Annotated in this window: 20 protein-coding genes and 1 riboswitch; of the genes, 4 read left to right on the top strand and 16 right to left on the bottom strand. The window is 73.0% G+C overall.

Going from position 1 to position 25,626, the window contains the following annotated elements; genetic code table 11:
* Positions 1-252: 252 nt before the first annotated feature.
* The 3 genes from KUM39_RS15770 to KUM39_RS15760 all read right to left on the bottom strand — a co-directional run bounded on the left by KUM39_RS15770 (position 253) and on the right by KUM39_RS15760 (position 3,438).
* Complete coding sequence (locus KUM39_RS15770; RefSeq protein WP_217786266.1) at positions 253-1,722, bottom strand: glycine hydroxymethyltransferase; 1,470 nt, start codon at positions 1,720-1,722, stop codon at positions 253-255.
* Between the two features lie 32 nt (positions 1,723-1,754).
* Positions 1,755-1,841: riboswitch (ZMP/ZTP riboswitch) on the bottom strand.
* Positions 1,842-1,909: 68 nt separating this feature from the next.
* A complete protein-coding gene (locus tag KUM39_RS15765) occupies positions 1,910-3,097 on the bottom strand; it encodes a glutathionylspermidine synthase family protein (protein WP_217786265.1) in 1,188 nt (395 codons plus the stop codon).
* A gap of 2 nt (positions 3,098-3,099) precedes the next feature.
* A complete protein-coding gene (locus tag KUM39_RS15760) occupies positions 3,100-3,438 on the bottom strand; it encodes a hypothetical protein (RefSeq protein WP_217786264.1) in 339 nt (112 codons plus the stop codon).
* A 199-nt stretch (positions 3,439-3,637) separates the two neighbouring features.
* Here KUM39_RS15760 and KUM39_RS15755 point away from each other — a divergent pair, with 199 nt between their 5' ends.
* On the top strand, positions 3,638-4,492 hold the full coding sequence (locus KUM39_RS15755; RefSeq protein WP_217786277.1) for a DMT family protein: 855 nt from the start codon (positions 3,638-3,640) through the stop codon (positions 4,490-4,492).
* Between the two features lie 20 nt (positions 4,493-4,512).
* Here the strand turns inward: KUM39_RS15755 and KUM39_RS15750 are convergent, their stop codons facing one another.
* From KUM39_RS15750 to KUM39_RS15730, 5 genes are read right to left on the bottom strand one after another with little or no spacing between them, the layout of a single operon-like run.
* Positions 4,513-5,784: an MFS transporter gene (locus KUM39_RS15750; RefSeq protein ID WP_217786263.1), complete on the bottom strand. Its 1,272-nt coding sequence runs from the start codon at positions 5,782-5,784 to the stop codon at positions 4,513-4,515.
* Entirely contained in the window at positions 5,781-7,298 is a 1,518-nt protein-coding gene (locus tag KUM39_RS15745) for an aldehyde dehydrogenase family protein (protein WP_217786262.1), read from the bottom strand. The genes KUM39_RS15750 and KUM39_RS15745 overlap by 4 nt, the downstream gene beginning before the upstream one ends.
* A gap of 41 nt (positions 7,299-7,339) precedes the next feature.
* Positions 7,340-8,368 carry an NAD(P)-dependent oxidoreductase gene (locus KUM39_RS15740; protein ID WP_217786261.1) on the bottom strand — a complete coding sequence of 343 codons (1,029 nt, stop codon included), beginning with the start codon at positions 8,366-8,368 and terminating at the stop codon, positions 7,340-7,342.
* 35 nt (positions 8,369-8,403) lie between these two features.
* Positions 8,404-9,972: an FGGY-family carbohydrate kinase gene (locus KUM39_RS15735; protein WP_217786260.1), complete on the bottom strand. Its 1,569-nt coding sequence runs from the start codon at positions 9,970-9,972 to the stop codon at positions 8,404-8,406.
* 55 nt (positions 9,973-10,027) lie between these two features.
* A complete protein-coding gene (locus tag KUM39_RS15730) occupies positions 10,028-11,347 on the bottom strand; it encodes an MFS transporter (protein ID WP_217786259.1) in 1,320 nt (439 codons plus the stop codon).
* Between the two features lie 217 nt (positions 11,348-11,564).
* On the opposite strand from KUM39_RS15730, the gene KUM39_RS15725 reads away from it, so the two are divergent.
* Entirely contained in the window at positions 11,565-12,530 is a 966-nt protein-coding gene (locus KUM39_RS15725; RefSeq protein ID WP_217786258.1) for a sugar-binding transcriptional regulator, read from the top strand.
* A 19-nt stretch (positions 12,531-12,549) separates the two neighbouring features.
* A complete protein-coding gene (locus tag KUM39_RS15720; RefSeq protein WP_217786257.1) occupies positions 12,550-13,185 on the top strand; it encodes a class II aldolase/adducin family protein in 636 nt (211 codons plus the stop codon).
* Positions 13,186-13,252: 67 nt separating this feature from the next.
* On the opposite strand, the gene pdxR is transcribed toward KUM39_RS15720, so the two are convergent.
* The gene (gene pdxR, locus KUM39_RS15715) at positions 13,253-14,674 is read right to left on the bottom strand and encodes a MocR-like pyridoxine biosynthesis transcription factor PdxR (RefSeq protein WP_217786256.1); all 1,422 of its coding nucleotides are present in this window, start codon (positions 14,672-14,674) and stop codon (positions 13,253-13,255) included.
* A gap of 46 nt (positions 14,675-14,720) precedes the next feature.
* On the opposite strand from pdxR, the gene KUM39_RS15710 reads away from it, so the two are divergent.
* Positions 14,721-15,239: a carboxymuconolactone decarboxylase family protein gene (locus KUM39_RS15710; protein ID WP_246620189.1), complete on the top strand. Its 519-nt coding sequence runs from the start codon at positions 14,721-14,723 to the stop codon at positions 15,237-15,239.
* A gap of 117 nt (positions 15,240-15,356) precedes the next feature.
* Here the strand turns inward: KUM39_RS15710 and KUM39_RS15705 are convergent, their stop codons facing one another.
* The 7 genes from KUM39_RS15705 to KUM39_RS15675 all read right to left on the bottom strand — a co-directional run bounded on the left by KUM39_RS15705 (position 15,357) and on the right by KUM39_RS15675 (position 25,598).
* Entirely contained in the window at positions 15,357-16,238 is an 882-nt protein-coding gene (locus tag KUM39_RS15705) for an ABC transporter substrate-binding protein (RefSeq protein ID WP_246620206.1), read from the bottom strand.
* A gap of 154 nt (positions 16,239-16,392) precedes the next feature.
* Entirely contained in the window at positions 16,393-18,372 is a 1,980-nt protein-coding gene (locus KUM39_RS15700) for an ABC transporter permease (RefSeq protein WP_217786253.1), read from the bottom strand.
* Complete coding sequence (locus tag KUM39_RS15695; RefSeq protein WP_217786252.1) at positions 18,372-19,457, bottom strand: quaternary amine ABC transporter ATP-binding protein; 1,086 nt, start codon at positions 19,455-19,457, stop codon at positions 18,372-18,374. Before KUM39_RS15695 ends, KUM39_RS15700 begins: the two co-directional genes overlap by 1 nt.
* Positions 19,454-20,986 (bottom strand): GMC family oxidoreductase, encoded by a 1,533-nt coding sequence (locus KUM39_RS15690; protein ID WP_217786251.1) that lies wholly within the window; start codon positions 20,984-20,986, stop codon positions 19,454-19,456. Before KUM39_RS15690 ends, KUM39_RS15695 begins: the two co-directional genes overlap by 4 nt.
* A 151-nt stretch (positions 20,987-21,137) precedes the next feature.
* Positions 21,138-22,658 (bottom strand): aldehyde dehydrogenase family protein, encoded by a 1,521-nt coding sequence (locus tag KUM39_RS15685; protein ID WP_217786250.1) that lies wholly within the window; start codon positions 22,656-22,658, stop codon positions 21,138-21,140.
* A 284-nt stretch (positions 22,659-22,942) separates the two neighbouring features.
* Positions 22,943-23,932, bottom strand: a complete 990-nt coding sequence (locus KUM39_RS15680; protein ID WP_217786249.1) for a malate dehydrogenase — start codon at positions 23,930-23,932, stop codon at positions 22,943-22,945.
* Positions 23,933-24,314: 382 nt separating this feature from the next.
* Positions 24,315-25,598, bottom strand: a complete 1,284-nt coding sequence (locus KUM39_RS15675) for a DUF2690 domain-containing protein (protein WP_217786248.1) — start codon at positions 25,596-25,598, stop codon at positions 24,315-24,317.
* Positions 25,599-25,626: the final 28 nt, after the last annotated feature.

Genomic DNA, 25,626 nt, shown 5'->3' with positions numbered 1-25,626 from the left:
GGGGGGGGGGGGGGGCGGGGGGGGGGGGCGGGGGGGGGGGGGGGGGGGGGGCTTGGGGGGGGGGGGAACTGCGGGCCCGGTGGGGGCTTGTCGCGCAGTTCCCCGCGCCCCTTCCTGGGCCGGTGTGCGTTGTCGGGCGCGGGTCCGGTGGGGGCTCTCGCGCAGTTCCCCGCGCCCCTTTCCTGGGCCGGTGTGCGTTGTCGGGCGCGCATTTCCCGCGCCCCTGTCAGGTCGGCGCACCCCAGGGGTGGGTCAGGTCAGGGTGATTTCCGGGTAGAGGGGGAAGCCCGCCACCAGGTCGCCCGCCCGGGTGGAGATCTCTTCGGAGACCTTCGCGTCGAGGACGTGGGCGGCCTTGGAGGGGGCGCCGGACTTGGTGGTGCCCGGTTGGGTGGTGGTGAGGACGCGGTCGATGAGGGCGGCGACCTCGTCCATCTCCGGGGTGCCGAGGCCACGGGTGGTGAGGGCGGGGGTGCCGACGCGGATGCCGGAGGTGTACCAGGCGCCGTTGGGGTCGGCGGGGATGGCGTTGCGGTTGGTGACGATGCCGGAGTCGAGGAGGGCGGCCTCGGCCTGGCGGCCGGTGAGGCCGTAGGAACCGGCGACGTCGATGAGGTTGAGGTGGTTGTCGGTGCCGCCGGTGACGAGGGTGGCGCCCCGCCGGGTGAGGCCCTCGGCGAGCGCGCGGGAGTTGTCCACGACGCGCCGGGCGTAGTCCTGGAAGGCGGGCTGCCGGGCCTCGGCCAGGGCGACCGCCTTGGCGGCCATGACGTGCGGCAGCGGGCCGCCGAGCACCATCGGGCAGCCCCGGTCCACCTGGTCCTTGAGGGAGTCGTCGCACAGGACCATGCCGCCGCGGGGGCCGCGCAGGGACTTGTGGGTGGTCGTGGTGACGATCTGGGCGTGCGGGACGGGGTCGAAGTCGCCGGTGAGGACCTTGCCCGCGACCAGGCCCGCGAAGTGCGCCATGTCCACCATCAGGGTCGCGCCGACCTCGTCCGCGATCTCCCGCATGACCCGGAAGTTCACCAGGCGCGGGTACGCGGAGTACCCGGCGACGATGACGAGCGGACGGAAGTCGCGGGCCTGGGCGCGCAGCGCGTCGTAGTCGATGAGCCCGGTCGCCGGGTCGGTGCCGTAGGACCGCTGGTCGAACATCTTGCCGCTGATGTTGGGACGGAAGCCGTGGGTGAGGTGGCCGCCCGCGTCCAGGGACATGCCCAGCATGCGCTGGTTGCCGAAGGCCTGGCGCAGCTCGGCCCAGTCCGCCTCGGAGAGGTCGTTGACCTGGCGGGCGCCCGCCTCGGCGAGGAAGGGCACCTCGACGCGGTCCGCGAGCACCGCCCAGAAGGCGACGAGGTTGGCGTCGATGCCGGAGTGCGGCTGGACGTAGGCGTGCCGGGCGCCGAAGAGCGCGCGGGCGTGCTCGGCGGCGAGGGACTCCACGGTGTCCACGTTGCGGCAGCCCGCGTAGAAGCGGCGGCCGACGGTGCCCTCGGCGTACTTGTCGCTGAACCAGTTGCCCATCGCCAGCAGGGTGGCCGGGGAGGCGTAGTTCTCCGAGGCGATCAGCTTGAGCATCTCGCGCTGGTCGGCCAGTTCCTGGCCGATGGCGTCGGCGACGCGCGGCTCGACGGCGCGTACGGCGTCGAGGGCGGCGCGGAAGGCGGTGGACTCGGTGGTGCGGGCCAGCGCGTTGGCCTCGGCGGGGTTCTCGGGCATCGGGACCTCCGGACGTGGGCGTACGGCGTACACGGTTCGGCCCAGGCGCACGGCACTGTCTGCGCGGGCCGCTCCCCGATGGTCCGTCCCATCCCAGCGCGCCAGTCACGGCCCGTCGGCCAGCGTAACCCTTGCGGCGCCGATGAGACGGGACGTCCACCATGCGGGCGGCGCCGGTGCGGTGGCCTCAGCGGATGACGTGCGGGAGGAAGCGGGCGTACTCGTCGGTGATCAGGCCGGAGGACTCGCGGATGCCGAGTCCGGCGGGCTCGCCGTCCACGACCCAGGCGCCGAGGACGACGTGGTTGCCGTCGAAGGCGGGGAGCGGGGCGAGCGCCTGGTAGCAGCAGGGTTCGTCGTCGCGTACGGCGGCGGGCGTGCCCGGTGGGTGGACGGTGACCCCGGCGCCCTCGCGGCCGAGCAGGGGTTTGGCGACCCAGCCGGTGGTGGCGGGCAGGTCGCGGGGGCCGTCGAGGTGGGCGGGGAGCAGGTTCGGGTGGCCGGGGTACAGCTCCCAGAGGACGGCGAGCAACGCCTTGTTGCTGAGCAGCATCTTCCAGGCGGGTTCGATCCACAGGGTGCTGCCGGTGCCGCCGCCGTTGTCCAGGGTGTCCAGGACGTGCCCGCCGAAGGAGTCGGTGGTCAGCCATTCCCAGGGGTACAGCTTGAAGACGCTGCGGATGAAGCGGAGCCGGAGGTCCACGAAACGGCCGGTGAGGGTGTCCCAGCCGATCTCCTCCACGGAGATCCAGTCGGTGTCCAGCCCGGCCTGTTCGGCGGTCTCCTTCAGGTAGGCGACCGTCATCAGGTCCTCGCCGAGTTCGTCCACGCTGGAGTGCGCGAAGTGCAGGGGCGCGCCGGGCGGCAGCAGCGCGGCCTGTCTGCGCCAGGCGGCGACGAGGCGTTCGTGCAGGGAGTTCCACTGGTCGGCGCCGGGGAAGCGGTCCTCCATCCAGAACCACTGCGGGGAGGCGGCCTCCACCAGCGAGGTCGGGGTGTCGGCGTTGTACTCCAGCAGCTTGGCCGGGCCGGTGCCGTCGTAGCGCAGGTCGAACCGGCCGTACAGGGAGGGGAGTTCGGCCCGGCGGTGCCAGGACTCGGTGACGGCGCGGGCGAGCGGCGGGTCGGTGATGCCGAGGTCCGCGAGGCGGTTCTCGGCCACCATGTGCTCGGCCGCCGCGAGGCACATGGCGTGCAGCTCGGCGACGGTGTCCTCCAGCGCCTCGATCTCGGGCAGGTCGAAGGCGTAGTACGCGCTCTCGTCCCAGTACGGGCGCAGGGTGCCGTCCGGGTGCCGGGTGAGCGGGTACACCAGGCCCTGCGCCTCGACGGTGCGCTGCCAGTCGGGGCGGGGGTCGAGGGTGTGGCGCCGCACGCTCAGCCGCCCGAGCTGCCGTGCCCGCCGCCGAACCCGCCCCGGTGCACCCCGGAGTGGCCGCCCGAGGACCCCCCGGAACCCTTGCGCGGCGCGGTGAAGGACCCTCCGTTGACCCAGGAACCCTTCTTGCTGCCCTTGTAGTACCAGACGCCGTTCGCGCCCCCGCTGCCGCAGTTGCGGTCGGAGACGATCTTGTAGCCCTTGTCCGTCCGGTAGCTGTCCCGGTCCACGCACCGCTTGTCCGGCGCGTTGGAGCAGGCGGTCAGCGCGGTGGCCAGCAGGCCCATCCCGCCGAGCACGACCGTGGTGGAGCGCATGCGCCCGCGCGCATTGGCCATGAGTGGTCCCCCGTGGTGATGACGATGTCCGGGGCTCAGCTTAGGGAGGGGGCGGCGAGGTGGACAGGGGCGGGGGCGGGGAGGCGACCGGGGGCGGAGCGGGCGCGATGGCGGCCGGGGGTAGGAGCGGGGGCAGGCGCGGGGGCGCGCTGCGGCCGGGCGTCGGCTGTCGCCTACAGTCGCGTTCGTGCTCTTTGGAATGGTGTGCGCCCTGGGGGCGGCGGTCTGCTTCGGTACGGCGACGGTGCTCCAGGCGATGGCCGCGCGGGCGGCCGGGAGCGAGGCCGGAGCGGGCGGGTTGGCCGGGCCGGGCGGCGACGCGGCCCTGCTGCTGCGGGCGGTACGGCAGTGGCGGTACGTCGTCGGTCTCGGCCTGGACGGCGCCGGGTTCGTCCTCCAGATCCTGGCCCTGCGCTCGCTGCCGATCTACGCGGTGAGCGCGGCGCTGGCGGCGAGTCTCGCGGTGACGGCGGTGGTCGCGGCACGGCTGCTGCGGGTGCGGCTCAGCGGGGTGGAGTGGGCGGCCGTGGGCGTCGTCTGCGCGGGCCTGGCGATGCTGGGGCTGGCCTCGGGAGAGGAGGGCCACCGTCCGGGCCCGCCCTGGCTGGGGTATCTGCTGGTGGGGGTGGCGGTGGGGGTGCTGCTCCTGAGCCCGCTTGGCGAACACCTGTCGGGCAGGACCCGCGCCCTGGTCCTCGGCCTGGGCTCCGGGTTCGGCTTCGGTGTGGTGGAGGTCGCGGTCCGCCTGATCGACACCCTCCGCCCGGCCGCGCTGCTGACCAACCCCGCCTTCTACGCCCTCCTCCTCGGCGGCGGCGCCGCCTTCCTCCTCCTCACCTCGGCCCTCCAGCGGGGCTCGGTGACCACCGCGACCGCCGGGATGGTCCTCGGCGAGACCCTCGCCCCGGCGGCGGCGGGCGTCGGCTGGCTCGGCGACACCACCCGCCCGGGCCTGGCGTGGCTGGCGGCCCTCGGCTTCGCGGTCGCCCTGGCAGGCGCCCTGACCCTGGCCCGCTTCGGAGAGGCCCCGGAACCGGAGCACGCGTCACGCTGAGGGTTGTCCGTCACCGCTGGTCACGGGCGGGATGATCTCGGCGTGGCCGGTGCGACCACGGCGTCGAGTCCTCGCAGGCGGCGGAGGCTCAGGGCGCTGGCCAGGGGTCCGGGCGTCAGGGCGAGCAGGGCCCAGGGCCATCCGATGTGCGCGGCCAGGTGGGGCAGGAACAGGACCGGTATCGCCGCCAGGGAGTAGCCCAGCGCCATCTGCACGGTCAGGGCCGTGCCCACGGTGGCCGGGTCGGAGGAGTCGGCGAGCAGGGCGGAGTACAGCGGGGAGTCTCCGATCACCGACGCGCCCCAGACGAGCAGGATCACCGCGGTCGGGGTGGCGGGGAGTCGGGGCAGCGCCGGGGCGAGGAGGCAGCAGACGGCCGAGACAGTGACGATCACTTTGGTGACGCGGACCCTGCCCCATCGGTCGGCGGCGGAACCCGCGGCGAAGCAGCCGAGTGCTCCGGCCACGCCGATCAGCAGGAACGGGCCCCAGCCCGGGACGCCGAGGACGGGCCCGCCCGAGCCGGGCAGCGTGGCGAGCAGTGCGACGGCCCAGGTCCACAGGCCGTAGACCTCCCACATGTGCCCCAGGTAGGCCACGGTGACGAGCCGCTGGCGTCTGTCGCGGAAGAGCTCCAGGGCGGCGCCGGTGCGCGGGGCGGTGGTGTGGCCGGTGTGCGGGCCGGTTCGCGTGGTGGCCGCGAGGGCGGCCGCCAGTGCCGCGGCGGCCGCCGAGAGGAACAGGACGCTTCGCCAGCCCGGCAGCGGGAGGGTACGGAGTGCGTGCGGAAGGGCACTGCCCAGCGTCAGGGAGGCCACGACCAGGGCGACCGCGGAACCTCGGCGGTGCAGCGTCCATGAGGCGACGGCCTTCATCCCGGGCGGGTACACCGCCGCGAGGGCCATTCCGGTGAGGACGCGCAGGGCGAGGGTGGGCACGAATCCGATCGGGAGTGCCGCGGGCAGCGCCGTGCACACGGCGGCGGTCAGCGCGCCCAGCGGCAGCAGCAGCGAGGGGCGTGTCCGGTCGGCGACGCGCAGCAGCCCCAGCGTGAGCGCCCCGGCCGCGAAGCCGAGCAGGACGCAGCTCGTCAGCCAGGAGACCTCGCCCGCGCCGAGGCTCCAGTGCCGGGCCAGTTGGGGCGCCACCGCCGAGGTCGCGTACCAGGTGCTCAGGGCGAGGACCTGGACGAGCGCTCCGAGCGTGACGTGGCGTACGACGGTCCCCGGGCGCGGCCGGGGGTCCCTGCGGACGGCGGCCGGCGCCCGGGGCGAGCCCACGGTGGCGCTCACATCGACAGGCTGGTCCATACGGTCTTCGTCTCAAGGTAGGACTCGAGGTTCGCGTGGCCCATCTCGCGCCCGTAGCCCGAGGTCTTGAACCCGCCGAAGGGCGCCGCCGCGTCGGTGGCCCCGTACATGTTGATGTAGACGGTGCCTGCCTTGAGGAGCTTCGCCAGGCGGTTCGCGCGGGCTATGTCACGGGTCCAGATACCGGCCGCGAGACCGTAGGGCGAGTCGTTGCCCCGGGCGGCGATCTCTTCGAGCGAGTCGAAGGGCTGGGCGACGACGACGGGGCCGAAGATCTCCTCGCGTACCGCCGGCATCGTGTCATCGACGTCGGTCAGCACGGTGGGGCGCAGGAAGTAGCCGTCCGCATCGACACCGGCCGGGGCCGTGGCTCCGGCGGCAGCGGTCGCCCCGGCGCCGAGTGCGCCGTCGATGTAGCCGCGGACCCGGTCGAGTTGAGTACGGCTGATGAGCGGGCCGAGGTCGGTGCTCGGGTCGAGGCCCGGTCCGACGCGCATGCTGTCGGCCCGTTCGGACAGCGCGGCCACGACGTCGTCGAAGCGCGAGCGTTCGACGTAGAGGCGTGAACCGGCGCTGCACGACTGGCCGGAGTTGGAGAAGATCGCCGATGCCGCACCGGCCACGGCCTCTTCGACGGGCGAGTCGGCGAAGACGATGTTCGGGCTCTTGCCGCCGAGTTCCAGCGTCACGCGCTTGACCTGCGCGGCGGCCTTCCGCGCCAGGTGGATGCCGACGCGGGTGGAACCGGTGAAGGCGACCTTGTCCACGAGCGGGTGCTCGACGAGTGCCTCACCCGCTTCCGGTCCGTAGCCGGGGAGGATGTTGAGCACGCCGTTGGGCAGTCCGGCTTCCAGGCCGAGCTCGCCCAGGCGCAGCGCGACGAGCGGGGTGTTCTCGGCGGGCTTGAGGACGATCGCGCATCCGGCGGCCAGCGCGGGGGCGATCTTCCAGGCCGCCATGAGGAGGGGGAAGTTCCAGGGGATGATCTGCGCGACGACCCCGACGGGTTCCCGCTCGGTGCGCACCAGGGTGTCGGGTACGGACACCGGAATGGTGTTGCCCTCGATCTTGCTGGGCCACCCTGCGAAATACGCGAAGTGGTTGATGGAGAGTTCGACGTCGTTCCGGCGGGCGGAGTCGCGTACCTTGCCGCCGTCGAGTGCCTCGATGTCGGCGAGTTCGTCGGCGTGGGTCTCCAGCAGTGCGGCGAAGCGCCCGATGATGCGGCCCCGGTCGAGGGCGCTCATCCGTCGCCAGGGCGCACCGGGTTCCATCGCGGCAGCCGCGGCCCGTACGGCACGGTCCACGTCGGTGACGCCCGCCGCCGCCGCGGTGGCGATCTGACGGCCGGTGGCGGGGTTCAGTACGGGGATGGTGCCGCCGTTGTCGGCCGGCACCATCTCGCCGTCGATGAGGAGCCGCGGCGGGGCCTGGAGCAGAGCGGACAGGGCGGGGCTGAGGCCGGGTGCGGTGCCGGTGTCCTCGGTGACACTCATGTCGGGCCCTCCTGGGGGCGTTGCGGTGGGGTGGGGGCGGCTCAACGTGCGGTGGCGGAGTCGAGGACGGCGGGGTTGGCGATGGCGGGGGGCCGCTCGCCGGCCACCCACGCGCGCAGTCCGCGTTCGGCGATCCGGGAGTGTTCGGTGACGACGTCGTCGGACGCGCCGCCGATGTGGGGGGTGACGGTGACGTTGTCGAGGCCGAGCAGCGGATGGTCGGCGGGGAGCGGCTCGGTCCAGAACACGTCGAGTCCGGCTCCGGCGATCCGTCCCTCGGTGAGTGCGCCGACGAGGGCGTCCTCCTCGACCACCGCGGCGCGTCCCGCGTTGATCAGGTAGGCGTCCGGACGCATGAGGCGCAGCTCCCGGTCGCCGATCATTCCGATGGTGGACTCGGCCAGCGGGACGTGGACGGTGACGATGTCGGCGGTGGACAGCGCCTCGTCGAGTCCGACGACGCGGGCCTGGTCGCCGAACGCGTCGGAGGGGAGGAAGGGGTCGTGGACCACGACGTTCATGCCGAAGGCCCGGGCCCGCCGCATCATCCGGCGCCCGATGGCACCTCCGCCGAGGATGCCGAGGGTGCGTCCGGACAGCCCGATGCCGCGGAAGGCCGAGTAGGGCTCGAACACGTCCTCCGCCTTCCACGCACCGCCGCGCAGCCAGCGTTCGGCCCTGCCGGTGTGCCGGACGGTCATGAGGAGCAGGGTGAAGGCGAGGTCGGCGGTGACGTCGGCGTTGCGGGCGGGGGTGGTCAGGACGGCGATCCCGCGGGCGGTGCACGCGTCCACGTCCACGTTGACCGGGTTCGCCCGGCAGGACACGACGACCCGCAGTCGGGGTGCCTTGTCCAGGGTGGCCTCATCGACGACGTCCACCTCGCAGACGAGTGCGGTCGCGCGGGCCAGTTCCTGGTCGAGACCCCGTGTGGCCAGCGAGGTCCCGGCGAGGGAGGGCTCGACGAGTTCGACGTCGAAGACGTCACCGAGCTGTGCGGCGCGGGCGGGGTCGAAGGGGGCGGTGACCAGCAGGAGCGGTCGGTCGCCTCGGGTGGTGTCGTTCGGCACGGGTACTCCTTGTTCTCTTCGTCAGGGGTCAGAGGTCAGAGGTCAGAGGTCGGGGGTCGGGTGGTGGCGGGGCGGGTGTCGGCGGTGTGTGCGGCGGTCCGCGTCGCCCGCAGGGTCGGCCAGTGGTGCCGTACGGCGTCGCGGACGTCGCGGAACACCTGGGCCTGGGCGTCGTGCAGGGGCCGTAGCCCGGCATCCGGTTCGAAGGTCTGGGCGTCGTCGCCGAACCGGTCCAGCGCGGCGGCCAGGTCGGGTGCCGCGCCGACGGCGACGAGGGCCAGGGCGCCTGCCCCCCGGGCGCCGAGTTCGGCGAAGGTGGAGCGGACGATGCGGCGGCCGGTCACGTCGGCGACGATCTGGCAGACGACCGGCGACTGCGCCCCGCCGCCGCAGAGCCGGACCGTCGCGTCGGTCGTGACGCCCAGCACCTCCATGCATTCGCCGAGGGACAGGGCGATGCCCTCGTAGACGGCGCGCAGCAGTTCTCCGGGGGTGGTGCGTACGGTGATGTTCAGCCACGCCGCCGAGGCCGCGGTGTCCACGAACGGCGCCCGCTCGCCGCTGACGCCTCCGTAGGGCAGGTAGAGCACTCCCCCGGCTCCGGCGGGAGCGGCGGTGACGAGGTCTTCGATCTGGGACCATTCCAGCGCGGCCAGACCGGTGGCCTCGCGTGCCCAGTCGAGGTTGGGGGTGCCGTTCATCGGGGCGAGGCATTCGATGACGTGGGTGCCCCGGCCCAGGTTGAGTGTGATGAGCGGGACGTCGCCGGGCGCGGTGACGTGTTCCTGTACGGCGCCGACGAACGCGGTGGTGCCGAGGATGGCGTACACCTCGCCCGGCCCGACGACTCCCAGGCCGACGCCGCCGGCCGGGGTATCGACCAGGCCGGTCGCCACGGGCAGACCGACGGGCAGGCCGGTTTCCCGTGCCGCGCGCTCGGTCACGCGGCCGGACACGGCGTCGGGTGGGCACAGGGGTGGCAGCAGTCGGCGGAACCCGGCGTGGCCCAGGCCGTCGATGAGCTCTTCGGAGTAGCGCCCGGTGGCGACGTCCAGGTAGGTGCGGGAGGCCTCGGAGGCGTCCGTCGCCCTTACTCCGGTGAGCCGGAAGCGAATCCAGTCCTTGCAGTTGAGCTGGGTCGCCGCGCGGTCGAGCAGGCCGGGATCGCTGTCCTGGAGTTCTTCGAGGAGGACGGGCAGGGCGCCCGGGAACAGGGCCGAGCCCGTCGTGCGGCGGATCAGTTCCCCGCGCCCGTCGGTCTCCCACCGGGCCACTCGCCCGGCGGCCCTGCCGTCCAGCCACAGGACGGCCGGTCCGACGGGACGTCCGTCGGCGTCCACGAGCCACGCGCCGTCGCCCTGGCCCGTCACACCGAGCCCGAGCAGCTCGACGTCACCGGCTTCGGCGAGGGCGGCGCTGATCGTCTGCGCGACGGCGGACCAGACCTCGCCCATGTCCTGTTCGGCGCGGTGCGGTTGGGGCCGCCGGATACGGACCGTCGATCTGGCGGCTCCGAGCACGTCACCGGTCGTGCTGATGACGACGGACTTCACCGAGGTCGTACCGGCGTCGATGCCCAGCACGGCCTGGACTCGGCTTCTCATCGTTGCCCACCTGCCTGCCTGCCCCGTTCGGTTTCTCCGGCGGATCCGCGGCGCGTCATTCGGAGACGGCCGGGGTGACCACCGGGGGAGCCGGATCGGTCCGCGGACGGTGTCCCGGTGCTTCGACGCCCGCCTCCCGCAGGAGGAAGGTCAGGAAGATCCCGACGACGTAGAGCGCGGCGAGTATCCAGACGACCGGTGCGACGCCCAGCGGTGCGACCAGCGCCGCGACGGCCGGGCCGCCGAAGTTGCTGAGGCCGGCGCCGAGGTTGAGGACCGCGACGGCGGCGGCCTTGTGCTGCGGGGCCAGCAGCGGGACGACGGCTGACAGGGGGACGTACATGCCCAGCGCGAGACCGTAGACGATGCCCAGGATCATGACGGCGACGTAGTTCGCGCCGACTGCCTGCGGCAGGTAGTAGAACCCGAGGACGGTGATCGCGGTGGCCGCTCCGCCGCCCCAGGCGATGACGTTGATGCGGCCGAAGCGGTCGGAGGCGTAGCCGGAGATGAGGTTCGCGGCCACGTTGGCGGCCAGCATGGTGCCCCAGATGGAGGACCACTGCGACTGGCTGAAGCCGATCGTCTTGACCATGTAGACGTTGAGGAACACGGCGAACGAGTAGTAGGAGATCGTGTTGATGAGGCGGACGGCGCCGCCGATCCCGACCTTGGGCCGTTCCTTCATGATGACGATGCCGCGCTTGAGTCCCTCGACGGTCTCCGCACGGGTGACCCTGCGCGCACCGGCCCGGGACTTCACCAGCACCGCGATCATGAGGGCGGCGACCGCGACGAACACCGGCGACGCCCACAGGGTGGCCAGTTCTCCGAGCGGGTCCACGGCGGCGGCCACGAAGTAGCCGCTGATGACTCCCAGGCCCATCGCGTTGAAGAACCAGTACCAGCCGACGGCCTTGCCCATGACCGCGTCGGGTGTCTCCATAGTGACCCAGACGAGGAACCCGTAGGCGAAGAACGGGTAGCCGATGGCGCGGATCGCGTAGGTCGCGATCATCACCGCGTAGTTCTGCTGCATGACGCCGAGGGTCAGGAACGCGACTTCCAGCACGATCCACAGGCCCGCTCCGATGAGCATCACCCTGCGTGGGCCCCATGCCTCGGCCAGTGCGCCCGCCAGCCAGGCGGCGACCGCCACGACGATGCCGTAGGCGGTGAACAGTCCGGCCACCTGACTCCCGCTGAACCCGCGCTCCTCCAAGTAGGTGGAGAGGAAGCTGAGTTCGATTCCGTCGCCGACCATGAAGAGCATCAGGGCGACGAAACCCCAGAGCAGGACCCGGGAGATCCCTTGGTTCGTCAGGGCGCGCGTCCACCGGCTCCGCGGCTGCGCCAGGCCGTCCTGCATCGTCATGGACTCCTCCTTGAGCCTGAACATTTGTTCACTCGGCGAACGAGTGCTCATTCATCATGACTCCGCCGTCCATGCTGTCAAGGTCCGCGTCCCGCTTCTTGGACGCAAGTGCGGCTATGGTTCGCAGCTCCCGCACCCGCCGAGGGCGGCCCGCACCGCACAGGCGTCCTTGCACTCCTCGGTGCAGCCGGGCATCATGACGAACGGAGGTGCATCGGTGCGAACAAATGCTCACGATCCCTTGCTCGGCAAGGTGGCCCGGCTCTACTACGACCACGGACTCACGCAGGCCGAGATCGGGGACCTTCTCGGCCTGTCGCGGGTGAAGGTGACCAGGGTGCTCGCCGAGGCCCGGCAGGCGGGCGTGGTCGAGATCACCGTCCACAGCGACGAACGTCCCTTCGCGGACACCGAGGCGGCCCTCGTCAGCCGGTTCGGCCTGCACAGCGCGTGGGTGTGTCCCGGTCTCGGGCGCGGCGAGGAGCGGTCGCCCTCCTCACTGGGCGTCACCGGTGCGGAGGCCCTCGCCTCGGTCCTCCCGCACATCCGTCGTGTCGCGGTGGGCATGAGCACGGCGGTCGCGGCGGCCGTCGCCCATCTCCGCTACCACTCCGACACGGCCGTCGAGGTCGTGCCGCTGGCGGGCAGCCGCGGCGGACGTTCCAGTGACGCCAACCCGCACGAGGTGGCCACCACCCTGGCCCGCGTCGTCGGCGGCACCGCGTACCACCTGCCCGCCCCGCTGCTGGCGACGACCGCCGAGGCCGCGGCCGCCATCAGCGGGCTCGACGACGTCCAGGGCACGCTCGACGTCGCGGCCGCGGCCGACGCGCTCGTCGTGGGCATCGGCAGCACGGCCCGCGTCGCCCAGGCACTACGCCGCTCGGTCGGCGAGGCCGAGTTCGCCACGCTCCGGGAGGCCGGGGCCGTCGGAGACGCCTCCGCCCGCTTCTTCGACGCGGACGGCCGGGCGGTGGAGGGACCGATCGACAGGCGCGTCATCGGACTGACGCTGGAGCAGATGCGGGCGATCCCCACCCGAGTGGGCATCGCGGGCGGCGCCGAGAAGCACCTTCCGCTGTTCACCGCGCTGGAGACCGGGCTCGTCAACATCGTCATCACGGACATCGACAGCGCCCGCGCCGTTCTCAACCGCCCCGTCACCACACCCGTGACGGCCTGACACACGCAGAGGAAACACGATGAAACACCCCACCACAGTCGAGGGTCTGTTCACCCAGCTCGCCGAAGTGGGCCGACTGGCCGTGGAACGCGGCTTCGTCCTGGCCAGCGGCGGCAACCTCTCCGCCCGGCTGCCCGGCAGCGACACCTTCGTCGTCACCGGCGCCGGCACCTGGCTGGACCGGCTCGACAAGGACGACTTCACGGTCATGAGCCTGGCCGGGGACGTCACCGGCGGGGCCGAACACCCCTCCAGCGAGTGGAAACTGCACCAGCGCACGTACCAGGAACGGCCCGACGTCAACGCCGTCATACACCTCCACCCCCAGCACGCCGTCCTTCTCGACGCCCTCGGTCACCAGGTCCGGCTCATCTCCCTGGACCACGCGTACTACGTGCGTTCCGTCGGCACCGTCCCGTACCACCCCAACGGTTCCGACGAACTCGCCGACACCACGGCCGAACAGGCCAGGACGCACAACTGCGTCATCCAGTCCCACCACGGCTGCTCCGCGCACGCCGAGGACATCGGCATGGCGTTCCGCCGCATCATGAATCTGGAGGAGGCCGCGACCGCCACCTACCGGGCTCTCGCGCTGGGAGACCAGGACACGACGTTCCCCCCGGAGAGCTTCGCCGCGCTGCACCACGCGTGAGCGCTCCCCCGCGATCCCCCGGAGTACGGTTCCGCTCCGGGGAGGGGGCGTGTCCGCAGGGCACACCTCAGGGCAGCACCCTGCACAGCGCCTCCAGCGCCCCCGCCCACCCCCGGTCGGTGGGGGTGCCGTAGCCGACGACCAGCGCGTCCGGCACCGGCCCGGAAGCCAGGGGATGCCGGTGGAAGGCGAGCCCGTGCAGGGCGAGCCGCTGCCAGGCGGCGGCCTGGAGAACGGCACGCTCGGACCCCTCGGGAAGGCACAGCACCGCATGCAGCCCGGCGGCGACCCCGAGCACCCGCACCCGCTCCCCCACCGCCCCCACCAACGCGTCACGCCGCCGCCGGTACCGCAGCCGAGCCGCGCGGACGTGCCGGTCGTACGCCCCGGAACCGATGAACTCGGCCAGCGTCAGCTGGTCCAGCACCCCGCACGCGTCCCCGGCACCCAGCACCGCGAGCACCTCCCCCACCAGCCGCTCCGGTACCACCATCCACCCCAGCCGCAGACCGGGCGCGAGCGCCTTGCTGGCGGTGCCGAGGTGGACGACGTGCTCCGGGTCGAGCCCCTGGAGCGCGCCGACGGGCTGGCGGTCGTAGCGGAACTCCCCGTCGTAGTCGTCCTCCAGGACCAGCCCGCCGCCGCGCCGCGCCCACTCCACGACGGCGGCCCGCCGGTCGGGGTGCAGCGGGGCGCCCATCGGGAACTGGTGGGCGGGGGTGAGGAGTACGGCCCTCTCGTCCGTCAACGGCCTTGTGTCGGTGCCCAGTTCGTCGTACGGCAGCGGTCGCGTCGTCAGGCCCGCGTCATCCAGTAGCCGCCGGTGCACGTCGAGGCCGTACGACTCGACGGCCACCGTCCGCGCGCCCCGCGCCCGCAGCAGCGCCCCGAGCAGCCGCAGCGCGCCCGCGAACCCGGCGGTGACGACGATGCGCTCCGGGTCGGCGCGAACACCGCGTGCCCGTGCGAGGTATCCGGCGAGGGCGGCGCGCAGTTCGGGACGGCCGCGCGGGTCGCCGTAGCCGAACGCGTCGTGCGGGGCGGCGGCCAGCGCGCGGCGGGCGGCCCTCAGCCACTCGGCGCGCGGAAACGTGGTGAGGTCCGGGGTACCGGGGACGAGGTTGTGCACGGGCGGGCCGGGTGCGCGGGGCGGGGTGGCCGCGCCGGGCGCCCCGGCCGCGCCGCCCGGAACCCCCACCGCACGCGCGGCGACCCACGTGCCCGACCCCTGCCGCGCGGTCAGCCACCCCTCCGCCACGAGGTCCGCGTACGCCTCGGCGACGGTGTTGCGGGCGATACCAAGGTCGGCGGCGAGCGTACGGGAGGAGGGCAGCCTGGTGTCCGGGGCGAGGCGGCCGGTACGGACCGCGTCACGCAGCGCGTCGGTCAGCCCCCGGCGCAGCCCGCCCGCGCCCGGAACCGCTTCGAGGTGCAGATCCACCCCGGCGGCCCCGTCCCCGCCCGTCGAATTGGCCCAAGGAATCGGCATGGAACTGGACCATACTCCCGGGCAGCCCGCGTCCTACCGTCGAACCATGACCACCACACGGGAAACCCCCCGCACCCCCGGCACCGGCCCGTACGCCCCCGAGCACACCCCCCGTCTGGCCTGGGCCGAGCACGCCCCCGAGGTCTACCGGGCGATGGTCCGCCTGGACACGGCCGCCCGCCGGGGCCTGGACCCCAAGCTGTACGAGCTGGTGAAGATCCGCGCCTCGCAGCTGAATCACTGCGCGTTCTGCCTGGACATGCACACCAAGGACGCGCTCGCGGCCGGTGAGAGCGTGGAGCGGGTCGTACAGCTCGCCGCCTGGGAGGAGTCCCGGCACTTCTACACCGAGAAGGAGCTGGCGGCGATCGAGCTGACCGAGGCGGTCACCGTGCTCACCGACGGTTTCGTCCCCGACGAGGTGTACGCACGGGCCGCCGCGCACTTCGCGGAGGCCGAGCTGGCGCAGCTGATCTCCGCCATCGCGGTGATCAACTCCTGGAACCGGTTCGCGGTGACGACCCGCATGGTGCCGGGCCACTACACACCGGGACAGCACGGGTGAGCACGCGCGGGCGTGCCCCGGGGAGGGACGGGCTCGGGGGCACCCGCACCGGTGCCTCGGCCCCCGGCGCACTCCCCGCGCGCTCCCCCGGCACCGGCACCCCTCCTCACCGCACCCTCACCGCACCCACTCCTCCCACTCCGAGCGGTGCCCCTTCACCCACTTCTCCGCCGCCGTCCGCGGTGAGAGCTTCTCCTCGGCGATCATCAGGGAGACCTGGTTCTGGTCCTCGGTGGTCCAGCGGAACTTCTTCAGGAAGGCCGCCGCCCGGCCGCCGGACCGGGCGAACCCGGCGTTGAGGTACTTCTGGAGCCTGGTGTGCGGGTAGCCGCAGGCGACCTTGGCGGCATCGGTGTCGCAGCCCTCCTTGTACGGCGGCAGCTTCACCTCGGTGAGCGGGACCTTCTTGAACAGCCACTGGGGGGTGTACCAGTAGCTGAGGAAGGGCTTGTGCTCCTTGGCGTCCTGCTGCATCTGGGTGATCTGGGCGGCCTCGGAACCGGCGAAGACGACCTGGTAGTCCAGCTTCAGGTTCTTCACCAGGGCCTGGTCGTTGGTGACGTAGGACGGGGAGCCGTCCATGATCTGGCCCTTGCCGCCGCTCTCCGGGGTGCGGAACAGCGAGGCGTACTTGTTCAGGTTCCGCCAGTCGGTGATGTCCGGGTGCTCCTTGGCGAGGTACGTCGGCACGAACCAGCCGATGTGCCCGGTGACCCCGAGGTCGCCCGCGCGAACGACGGTGTGCTTGTCGGTGACGTACCTCCGCACCTGGTCGGGGTGGCCCCACTCCTCCAGGATGGCGTCCACCCGGTCCTGGCTGAGCGCGTCCCAGGCGGGCACCTCGTCCACCTGCACGGTGTCCACGCGGTAGCCGAGTTCGTGCTCCAGCAGATACTGGGCGACGGCCACGTTGGACTGGGCGCCGACCCAGGACTGCACGGACAGGGTGACCGTCTTCGAGCCGCGCGCGCCCGCGAACGGGGACGCCTGCTTGGTCATGTCCGCCGCGCCGCACCCGCCGAGCAGCGCGAGCGCGGCAGCCCCGGCGGCCACCGGAACGGCCGTACGGGCCACGGCCGCGCGGACGGACCTCGTACGGATCACGGCCGTACGGATCACGGCCGTACGGACGGAGGGCGTACGGATGCGCATGTCACGCTCCCTTCTTCGCGCGCCGGACGGCGGGCTGGGTGACCCGGTCGAGCATCAGGCCGAGGCAGACGATGGCGGCACCGGCGACGAGGCCGGTGGCCAGGTCGCCCTGGGCGAGGCCGAAGGCCACGTTGTAGCCGAGGGCACCGCCGCCGACCAGACCGCCGACGATGACGACGGCCAGCACCAGCACCAGCCCCTGGTTGACGGCGAGCAGCAACGACCGCCGGGCGAGCGGGAGTTGGATCTGCCAGAGTTGCTGGCGGCCGGTGGCGCCGAGCGAGCGCGCCGACTCCAGCGCGGCCTCGTCCACCTGGCGCAGTCCCTGCGCGGTGATCCGTACGACCGCCGGGAGGGCGTAGACCACGGCGGCGGCGACGGCGGGCGCGCGGCCCACGCCGAACAGGGCGACGACCGGGATCAGGTAGACGAACTGCGGCATGGTCTGGAAGACGTCCAGCACCGGGCGGAGCACCCGTTCCAGGCGGGCGCTGCGGGCGGCGCCGATGCCGATGGCGAAGCCGAGCACCAGGGTGACGGCGACGGCGGCCAGCACCTGGGACAGCGTGTCCAGGGACGGCTGCCAGACCCCGAGCACGCCGATCGCGGCGAGCGCGAGGACGGCGGTGAGCGCGGTGCGCCAGGTGCCGATCAGCCAGGCCAGCGCGCCGACCAGGAGCAGCAGCGCCCACCAGGGCAGCCACTGGAGTCCGGAGCGGACCGGGTCGAGCACCCAGGTGGTGAAGTGCCCGGCCCAGTCGGCGGTGCCGCCGACCACCGGCACCCCGGAGTAGAGGTGGCCGGTCATCCAGTCCACGGCCCGGTTCACCGGGTCGGCGACGGGCAGCGTCCATCCGTCGGGCCACTCCAGGCGGCCGAGCAGCCGGGCGGCCAGCGCGACGGCGACGGTCACGGCGAGGGCGTACGGCCAACCGATGGTCCGGGACCGGCCCGGCGCACCGCCGGAACGGCCGGAGTCGGAGCCCGCACCGGAGTCCGAGCCCGCCGCCGCCGTCACGCGGTCCAGCGCCACGGCGAGCAGCACGATCGGGACCCCGGCCGCGAGCGCGGAACCCACGTCCACGGAGCCGAGCGCCTGGTAGACGCGGTCACCGAGGCCGCCCGCGCCGATCACGGAGGCGATGACCGACATGGACAGCGCCATCATGATCGTCTGGTTGAGGCCGAGCAGGAGTTCCCTGCGGGCCAGCGGCAGCCGAGCGGTCAGCAGCCGCTGCCGTCCGGTCGCGCCGAGCGACTCCACGGCCTCCAGCACCTCGGGGTCGGCGCCGCGCAGGCCGAGCGCGGTGAGCCGGGCCATCGGCGGGGCGGCGTAGACGACGGTGGCAAGGACGGCGGCGGGCACGCCGATGCCGAAGACGAGGACCACGGGCAGCAGGTACGCGAAGGCGGGCAGCACCTGCATGGTGTCCAGCACCGGGCGCAGTACCCGGTCCATCCGGTCGGACAGTCCCGCGGCGAGCCCGAGCACCCCGCCGAACGCGACGGAGGCCAGGACGGCGACGACCATCAGCGCGAGCGTCTGCATGGTCGGCACCCACATGCCGAGCACCCCGCAGGCGAGGAACGCGGCACCGGTGCCGAGCGCGAGCCGCGGCCCGCCGAACCGCCAGGCGACCAGGGCACCGAGCGCGGCGACACCCGCCCACCCGGCGTTGAGCAGCGTCATGTAGACGGCCCGTACCGAGATCACGACCGCGTTGCTGAGGTAGCCGAGGAAGTACAGGAAGACCGGGTTGCTGTCCCGGTTGTCCACGATCCAGTCGCTGGCGCCGCCGAGCGGCTTGGTGAAGTCCAGGGTGAGCGCGTGCGGCCAGGCGCCGCCGCCCCAGCGGGCGTGCGCGAGGGGCACCAGGACGGCGGCGAGCACGGCCAGCGCGAGGAGTTTGCGGACGGCGGGCCGCCGGAGGGCGCCGGGCAGGGCCGGGCGGAGTACGGCGGCGGAGGTGAGTCCGGCCATCACGCGGCCTCCTCGCGTCGCTCCGTTCCGGCGACGACCGCGAGCAGCCGCTCGGAGTCCACCACCCCGAGACAGCGCCCGCGCTCCATCACCCGCGCGGGCGCCCCGGCGCGCGCGACCGCCTCGATGGCGTCGGAGACGGTGGCGTCGGGGGCGAGCGCGGGCCCCTCGGCGCTCTCGCCGGGATCGGCGGGCCGCATGGCGGTACGGCAGGTGACGACCTGCTCGCGGGGTACGTCCCGGACGAACTCGCGGACGTAGTCGTCGGCCGGGGAGGAGACGATCTCCTCCGGGGTGCCGAGCTGGACCACGCGTCCGTCACGCATCAGGGCGATCCGGTCACCGAGCTTCAGGGCCTCGGCGAGATCATGGGTGATGAAGATCATCGTGCGGCCCTCCTCGTCGTGCAGCCGGGCCACCTCGTCCTGCATGTCCCGCCGGATCAGCGGGTCGAGGGCGCTGAACGGCTCGTCGAACAGCAGGACTTCGGGATCGACGGCGAGCGCGCGGGCGAGTCCGACGCGCTGCCGCTGACCGCCGGAGAGCTGGCCGGGCCGACGGCCCTCCATGCCGTCCAGGCCGACCTTGGCGACGAACTCGGCGGCGCGCTCCCGGCGTTCGGCCCGGCCCATGCCCTGGATCTCCAGGCCGTAGGCGATGTTGTCGAGGACCGTGCGGTGCGGGAGCAGGCCGAAGTGCTGGAAGACCATCGCGGCGCGGTGGCGGCGCAGTTCGCGCAGCCGGGCCGGGTTCATGGCGCGTACGTCCTCGCCGTCGATGGCGATGGTCCCGGCGGTGGGCTCGATGAGCCGGGTCAGGCAGCGCACCAGGGTGGACTTGCCGGAGCCGGACAGGCCCATGACGACGAAGACCTCGCCGCGCCGTACGTCGAAGGTGACGTCCCGGACGGCGGCCGTGCAGCCGGTGCGTTCGCGCAGGTCGGCCGGGTCGAGGGCGGCGAGCTCCGGGTCGGCGGGGACGGTGTCGGCCTTGGGGCCGAAGACCTTCCAGAGTCCGTCCACGGAGAACACGGGGGTGCTGTCGTCGCCGGTGGGGGGCTTGCGGGTGGGGACGGTGAGGGTCATCGGGCGTCGCCTCCGATCAGATCGACGGCTTTCTCTCCGACCATGAGCACTCCGATCATGGGGTTGACGGCGGGCATGGTCGGGAAGACCGACGCGTCGGCGATGCGGATGCCCTCCAGTCCCCGGATGCGCAACTCGGCGTCCACCACCGCGAGTTCGTCGTCGGCGGCGCCCATCCGGCAGGTTCCGGCCGGGTGGTAGACGGTGTGCGCGACCTTGCGGGCGTACGCGCTGAGTTCGGCGTCCCCGAGGATCTCGGGGCCGGGGCAGACCTCGCGCTTCAGCCATCCGGCGAGGGGTTCGGTCCGGGCGACCTCTCGGGCCAGGCGGATGCCGTCCACCAGGGTCCGCGCGTCGTAGTCGTCCTCGTCGGTGAAGTACCGGAAGTCCAGGGCGGGTTTGACGGCCGGGTCGGCGCTGGTCAGGTAGAGACGGCCGCGGCTTCTGGGCTTGGGGATGTTCGGGGTCATGGAGACGCCGAACTCCGGCCGCTGGTAGCCCAGTCGCTCCGGGTTGTCGGTGAACGGGATCTGGTAGAAGTGGAACATCAGGTCCGGGCCCGCGTGCTCGGGGTCGCGGCGTACGAACAGGCCCGCGTCGGAGTCCATCGCGGAGTTGTCGGGGATCGGTCCGTGCGTCTCCCAGACGATGACGGACTCCGGGTGGTCGAGCAGGTTCTCGCCGACGCCGGGCAGGTCGTGGACGACGGGGATGCCGAGCGCCTCCAGGTCGGCGCGGGGGCCGATGCCGGAGTGCAGCAGCAGCCGCGGGGAGTCCACGGCACCGGCGCACAGCAGGACTTCGCGGCGGGCGCGGAGCAGCAGCTTCTCGCCGTCCTTGGTGGTGACGTGGACGCCGTCGGCGCGAGTGCCGTCCAGCTCCAGCCTGTCGGCCCAGGTCTCCAGGTACAGGGTCAGGTTGGGGCGCTCGTCCATCACCGGGTGCAGATAGGCGACCGAGGCGGAGGACCGCTTGTTGGTCTCGGGGTGGTAGGCGAGGTCGAAGAAGCCGGTGCCCTCGGTGAAGGGCTTCTTGTTGAACCCCTCGACGCGGGGCACACCGAGCGCGCTCCCGGCCGACGTGACGAAGTCGCGGGCGATGGCGTTCCGGTCGTTCTCGTCCACCGGCACGATGTTGTTCTTCAGCCGGGCGTAGTACGCCTCCATCGGCACCGCGCCCCAGCCCTCGGCACCGGCCCGCTCCCACTCGTCCCAGTCGGAGGGCAGCGGCTTGAAGGAGATCAGCGTGTTGTGCGAGGAGCAGCCGCCGAGCACCCGGGCACGGCTGTGCCGGATGTGGCTGTTGCCGCGCGGCTGTTCGGTGGTCGGGTAGTCGTAGTCCAGCTCGCCGCCGAGCAGGCCCATCCAGCGGCGCAGCGTCAGCACGTCGTCGCGGTCCACGTCACTGGGGCCGCCCTCGACGACGGCGACGGTGACGTCCGGGTTCTCGGTCAGCCGGGAGGCGATGACGGAACCCGCGGTGCCGCCGCCTATGACGACGTAGTCGTACGTGTAGGTGTGTTCGGGCATCGGGTGGTTACTCCTGTGGGGGACGGGAGGACGGCCGGGACCGGGCGCGGAGAAGTGGGGGCCTCCGCTCCCGGAGTCCGACGTTCCGCAGGGGAGACGCGGCGGTACGGGGGTGCCGCCCGGCGGGGTGCCGTACGGCGCCGGGGGCGGGTCAGCCGGTGAACCAGCGGACGGGCTTCGGGGCGAGGTTCTGGTAGACGTGCTTGGTCTCGCGGTACTCGGCCAGTCCGGTGGGGCCGAGTTCGCGGCCGGTGCCGCTGTGGCCGTAGCCGCCCCATTCGGCCTGGGGCAGGTAGGGGTGGAAGTCGTTGATCCACACGGTGCCGTGGCGCAGGCGTCCGGCGACGCGCCGGGCGCGGCCCGCGTCGGCGGTCCAGACGGCGCCCGCGAGGCCGTACTCGGTGTCGTTGGCGAGGGCGACGGCCTCGTCCTCGGTGGTGAAGGTCTCCACGGTGAGGACCGGGCCGAAGATCTCCTCGCGGACGGCCCTCATCTCGCGGTGGCAGTGGTCGAGCACGGTCGGCTCGTAGAAGTAGCCGGACTCGGGGCGGTCGTCGGCGGGTTCGGGGCGCTTGCCGCCGCAGCGCAGGGTGGCGCCCTCGGCCAGCGCGGAGGCGACGTACTCCTCGGTCCTCGCACGCTGCCGCTCGGAGACGAGCGGGCCGCACTCGACGCCCTCGGCGGTGCCCCGGCCGAGCCTGATCCGCCCGGCCCGGCGGGCGAGTTCGGTGACGAAGCGGTCCCGGACGGACTCCTCGACGATGAGCCGTCCGCCCGCCGAGCAGACCTGGCCGCTGTGGATGAACGCGGCGTTCAGCGCCTGGTCCACGGCGGTGTCGAAGCCGTCCTCGGTGGCGCAGGCGTCCGCGAAGACCACGTTCGGGTTCTTGCCGCCGAGTTCGAGGGCGACCTTCTTCACGGTGGGCGCGGCGGCCCGGGCGACCTTGACGCCGCTGACCAGGCCACCGGTGAAGGAGACCAGGTCCACGGCGGGGTGCTCGGCCAGCCGGGCGCCCACGGTGTGGCCGGGTCCGGTGACGAGGTTGGCGACTCCGGCGGGGAGACCTGCCTCGGCCAGCAGCTCGATCAGCGCGATGGTGGTCATCGGGGTGATCTCACTGGGCTTCACCACGAAGGTGTTCCCGGCGGCCAGCGCCGGGGCGATCTTCCAACTGGCCTGGAGCAGCGGGTAGTTCCAGGGGGTGATCAGCGCGCAGACGCCCACGGGCTCGTGCACGACCACGCTGTGGATCTCCGGGGACCCGGCGTCCACCACCCGGCCCGGCGCCTCGGCGGCGACGAGGTCCGCGAAGTAGCGGAAGGCGTCCGCGACACAGTCGATGTCCGTGAGGCCCTCGGCCACGGTCTTCCCCGCGTCCAGGCTCTCCAGCAGCCCCAGCTCCGCGCGGTCCCGGACCAGCAGTTCCGCCACCCGGCGCAGCAGCGCCGCCCGCTCCGCCACCGGGGTGCCCGGCCAGGGCCCGCGGTCGAACGCCTCCCGCGCCGCGAGCACGGCCCGCTCCGCGTCCTTGCCGTCACCCTCCGCCACCACGGCGAACGCGGTCCCGTCGGCGGGGTCCAGCACCTCCCGGACCTCGCCGGAAATCGCCTCCACCCACTCCCCGCCGACGTGGATGCTCGCCCGACCCTGCCGCCCGATTCTGTCCGCCATGACCACTATCGCCTTCCGTTCCTGTTCCGCGCCCCTGTGTCACCCCCAACCGACACCCGTAGACCGCCCGCACCTGCCCCGACGCCACCCCTGCCATGCCCTTCACCCCGCCGAAAGTGCCCCGCCTCACGCCAACAAGCACGCAAGGCATGACAAATAGGACACGTGGCTTTGAGGGGCGCGGGGAACCGCGCGAGACCCCCACCGGGCCGCACCCGGAAAACACCGCGGCCCCGCTCCAGGGAGAACCCGGAGCGGGGCCGAAGCGCCGAAGAACAGGGAAATCAGATGAGCCCGAGCGCCCGAACCGCCTCGCGCTCCTCCTCCAGCTCCTTCACGGAGGCGTCGATCCGGGACCGGGAGAACTCATTGATCTCCAGTCCCTGAACGATCTCGTACACCCCGTCCTTGGTGGTGACGGGGAACGAGGAGATGAGCCCCTCGGGCACGCCGTACGAGCCGTCGGACGGGATGCCCATCGAGGTCCAGTCACCCTCGGCCGTGCCGTTGACCCACGTGTGCACGTGGTCGATCGCGGCGTTGGCGGCGGACGCGGCGGAGGACGCACCGCGCGCCTCGATGATGGCGGCACCGCGCTTGGCGACGGTGGGGATGAACTCCTCGGCGAGCCACTTCTCGTCACCCACGACCTCCGCCGCGTTCTTGCCGGCGACGGTCGCGTGGAAGATGTCGGGGTACTGCGTGGCGGAGTGGTTGCCCCAGATGGTGAGCCGCTTCAGCTCGGAGACGGGCGTACCCGTCTTCTTGGCGAGCTGGGTCAGCGCGCGGTTGTGGTCGAGGCGGGTCATCGCGGTGAAGCGGTCGGCCGGGACGTCCGGCGCGGCGGCCTGGGCGATCAGCGCGTTGGTGTTGGCCGGGTTGCCGACGACGAGGACCTTGATGTCGTCGGCGGCGTGGTCGTTGATGGCCTTGCCCTGCGGCTTGAAGATGCCGCCGTTGGCCTCCAGCAGGTCACCGCGCTCCATGCCCTTGGTACGGGGGCGGGCGCCGACCAGCAGCGCGACGTTGGCGCCGTCGAAGGCGACGTTCGGGTCGTCGGAGATCTCGATGCCGCGCAGCAGCGGGAACGCGCAGTCGTCCAGCTCCATCGCGGTGCCCTCGGCGGCCTTGAGCGCGGGGGTGATCTCCAGCAGGCGCAGGTTGACCGGCACGTCGGCGCCGAGCAGCTGGCCGGAGGCGATGCGGAAGAGCAGGGCGTAACCGATCTGGCCGGCCGCGCCGGTGACGGTGACGTTCACGGGAGTGCGGGTCATGGCGTTCTCCGTAGGACAGCGGTCGGTGGGGCGTCCCTGCCCCTGGGTGGATGATCGATCTCTTGGCGTCAAGAGAGATCCACCGGTCAGGCTATCGCGCATCCGGGACCGGGGTCGTACGGGGTGGTGTGGCCCGGCCCACAGGGCGGCACGGGGTCGGACGGCCGCACGAGAACCGGAGGCGGCCACCCGTCCGGGAGAGGTGGACGGGGGCCGCCTGGTTGGGGGTTACCGGTTGACCGGACTCCCGTGGGGGTTACTTCCGCCTGCCCCGCGTCGGGCACCGCATGCGCCCCTCCGCGAAATCGCCACACGAACGGGTGGCACGGTCACCGCGCGGGCGCACGACCCACGCGGACGGCCACCCGGAGCGGACGGCCCGTCACGGCGTGCAGGCGGTCCGGCCGTCGGCCAGCGTGGCGCACGCCTTCGCCCGCCGCACGTCCTTGACGGCGAGCATCGGGGTGTACGCGATGCTCTCGCCGGGCCCCGCCGTGTCGTCCTGGTGGTCGCGGCCGACGGTGATGCGGACGTGGTCGCCCCGGCCGCCGCCGGTGACCCGGCCCCAGGCAGCCCGGCACAGCGCGCTGTAGCGGATCTCCAGTACGGCACCGCCGACCGCGACGCTGCGCGCGGTGCGCACGCTCTCGCCGCTGCACCCCATCACCTCGGCGTCCCGGCCGGTGCAGCCCGTACCCGCGCACTTCACGCCGGGCGGCGGGCTGGGCACGGCCGGGCGGTCGCTGCGCGGCTGCGGCGGGGCCGCGCGGTCGTCCGTACCGGAGAACCGGCCGGTGAGCAGGAAGACCCCCGCGACCACGGCCAGCGCCCCCACCGCCCCGGCGAGGAACAGCACCGTACGCCGCCCCACTCCCCCGTTGTCGGCGTCACCGGAACCGGAAGCGGAAGCGGAACCGGGAGCGGGAGCCGAGGGGGACCGAGGCCCCGGCGCCGGTACGGGAGTGGAGGCGGCGTCGGCGCCCGACGCCACGGTCCTCGGCGCGGACACGGCTTCGGGCGGCAGGGGTATCCCGACCGTACCGAGCCTGCGCGGGCCGGTGATGGAGCCGCTGAGGGGGACGGACCCGGTGCGGTAACGCGGGTCGGCGCCGGACGGGACCTCGGGCCACGCACCGGAAGCCCCCTCGGAGGCACCACGGCCCCCGGCGGAGACACCCCCGGCACCACGGGAGCCCCGCGCACCACCCGCGGTCCCGGACCCGCCCGAGCCCCCGGAACCGCCCGAAGTCCCGGACCCGCCCGGCACCGCGCCCCAGCTCACGCCCCCCGTGGCAGGTCCCCGATACCCCGCCACGTTCCAGGAGTTGACCGCGTCGGACACGTCCCCGTCCTCCGGGGACCGCCGCTGACCGGCGATGAGCGGGCGCCCCGACTCGGCGCGGCGCCAGTCCTGTTCGGCGAGTTCCCACAGGGTGGTGAGCCGGTCGGTGCCCGCGCCGGTGATCTCCGCGAGGGCGATGACCGCCCCCTTGGGCGCGAGGAGTTCACCGCTGAGGTAGCGGTCCCAGGACGCCTTCGCGTAGCCGCTGCGCTCGGCGAGGTCGGCCAGGTTCAGGCCGCCGCTGTCCACGAGCTGGCGCAGCTCGACCGTGAACTCCCGCACGCGCGGCTCCAGTTCGTCCGGCAGCGCCGTCCACCGAGGCATGGTTCTCCCCCATTTTCTCCCCCTGCCG

The organism is Streptomyces corallincola (genome assembly GCF_019104725.1).
In the GTDB taxonomy this organism is placed as follows: Bacteria; Actinomycetota; Actinomycetes; order Streptomycetales; family Streptomycetaceae; genus Streptomyces; species Streptomyces corallincola.
This window is presented reverse-complemented; position numbering and strand designations above follow the sequence as displayed.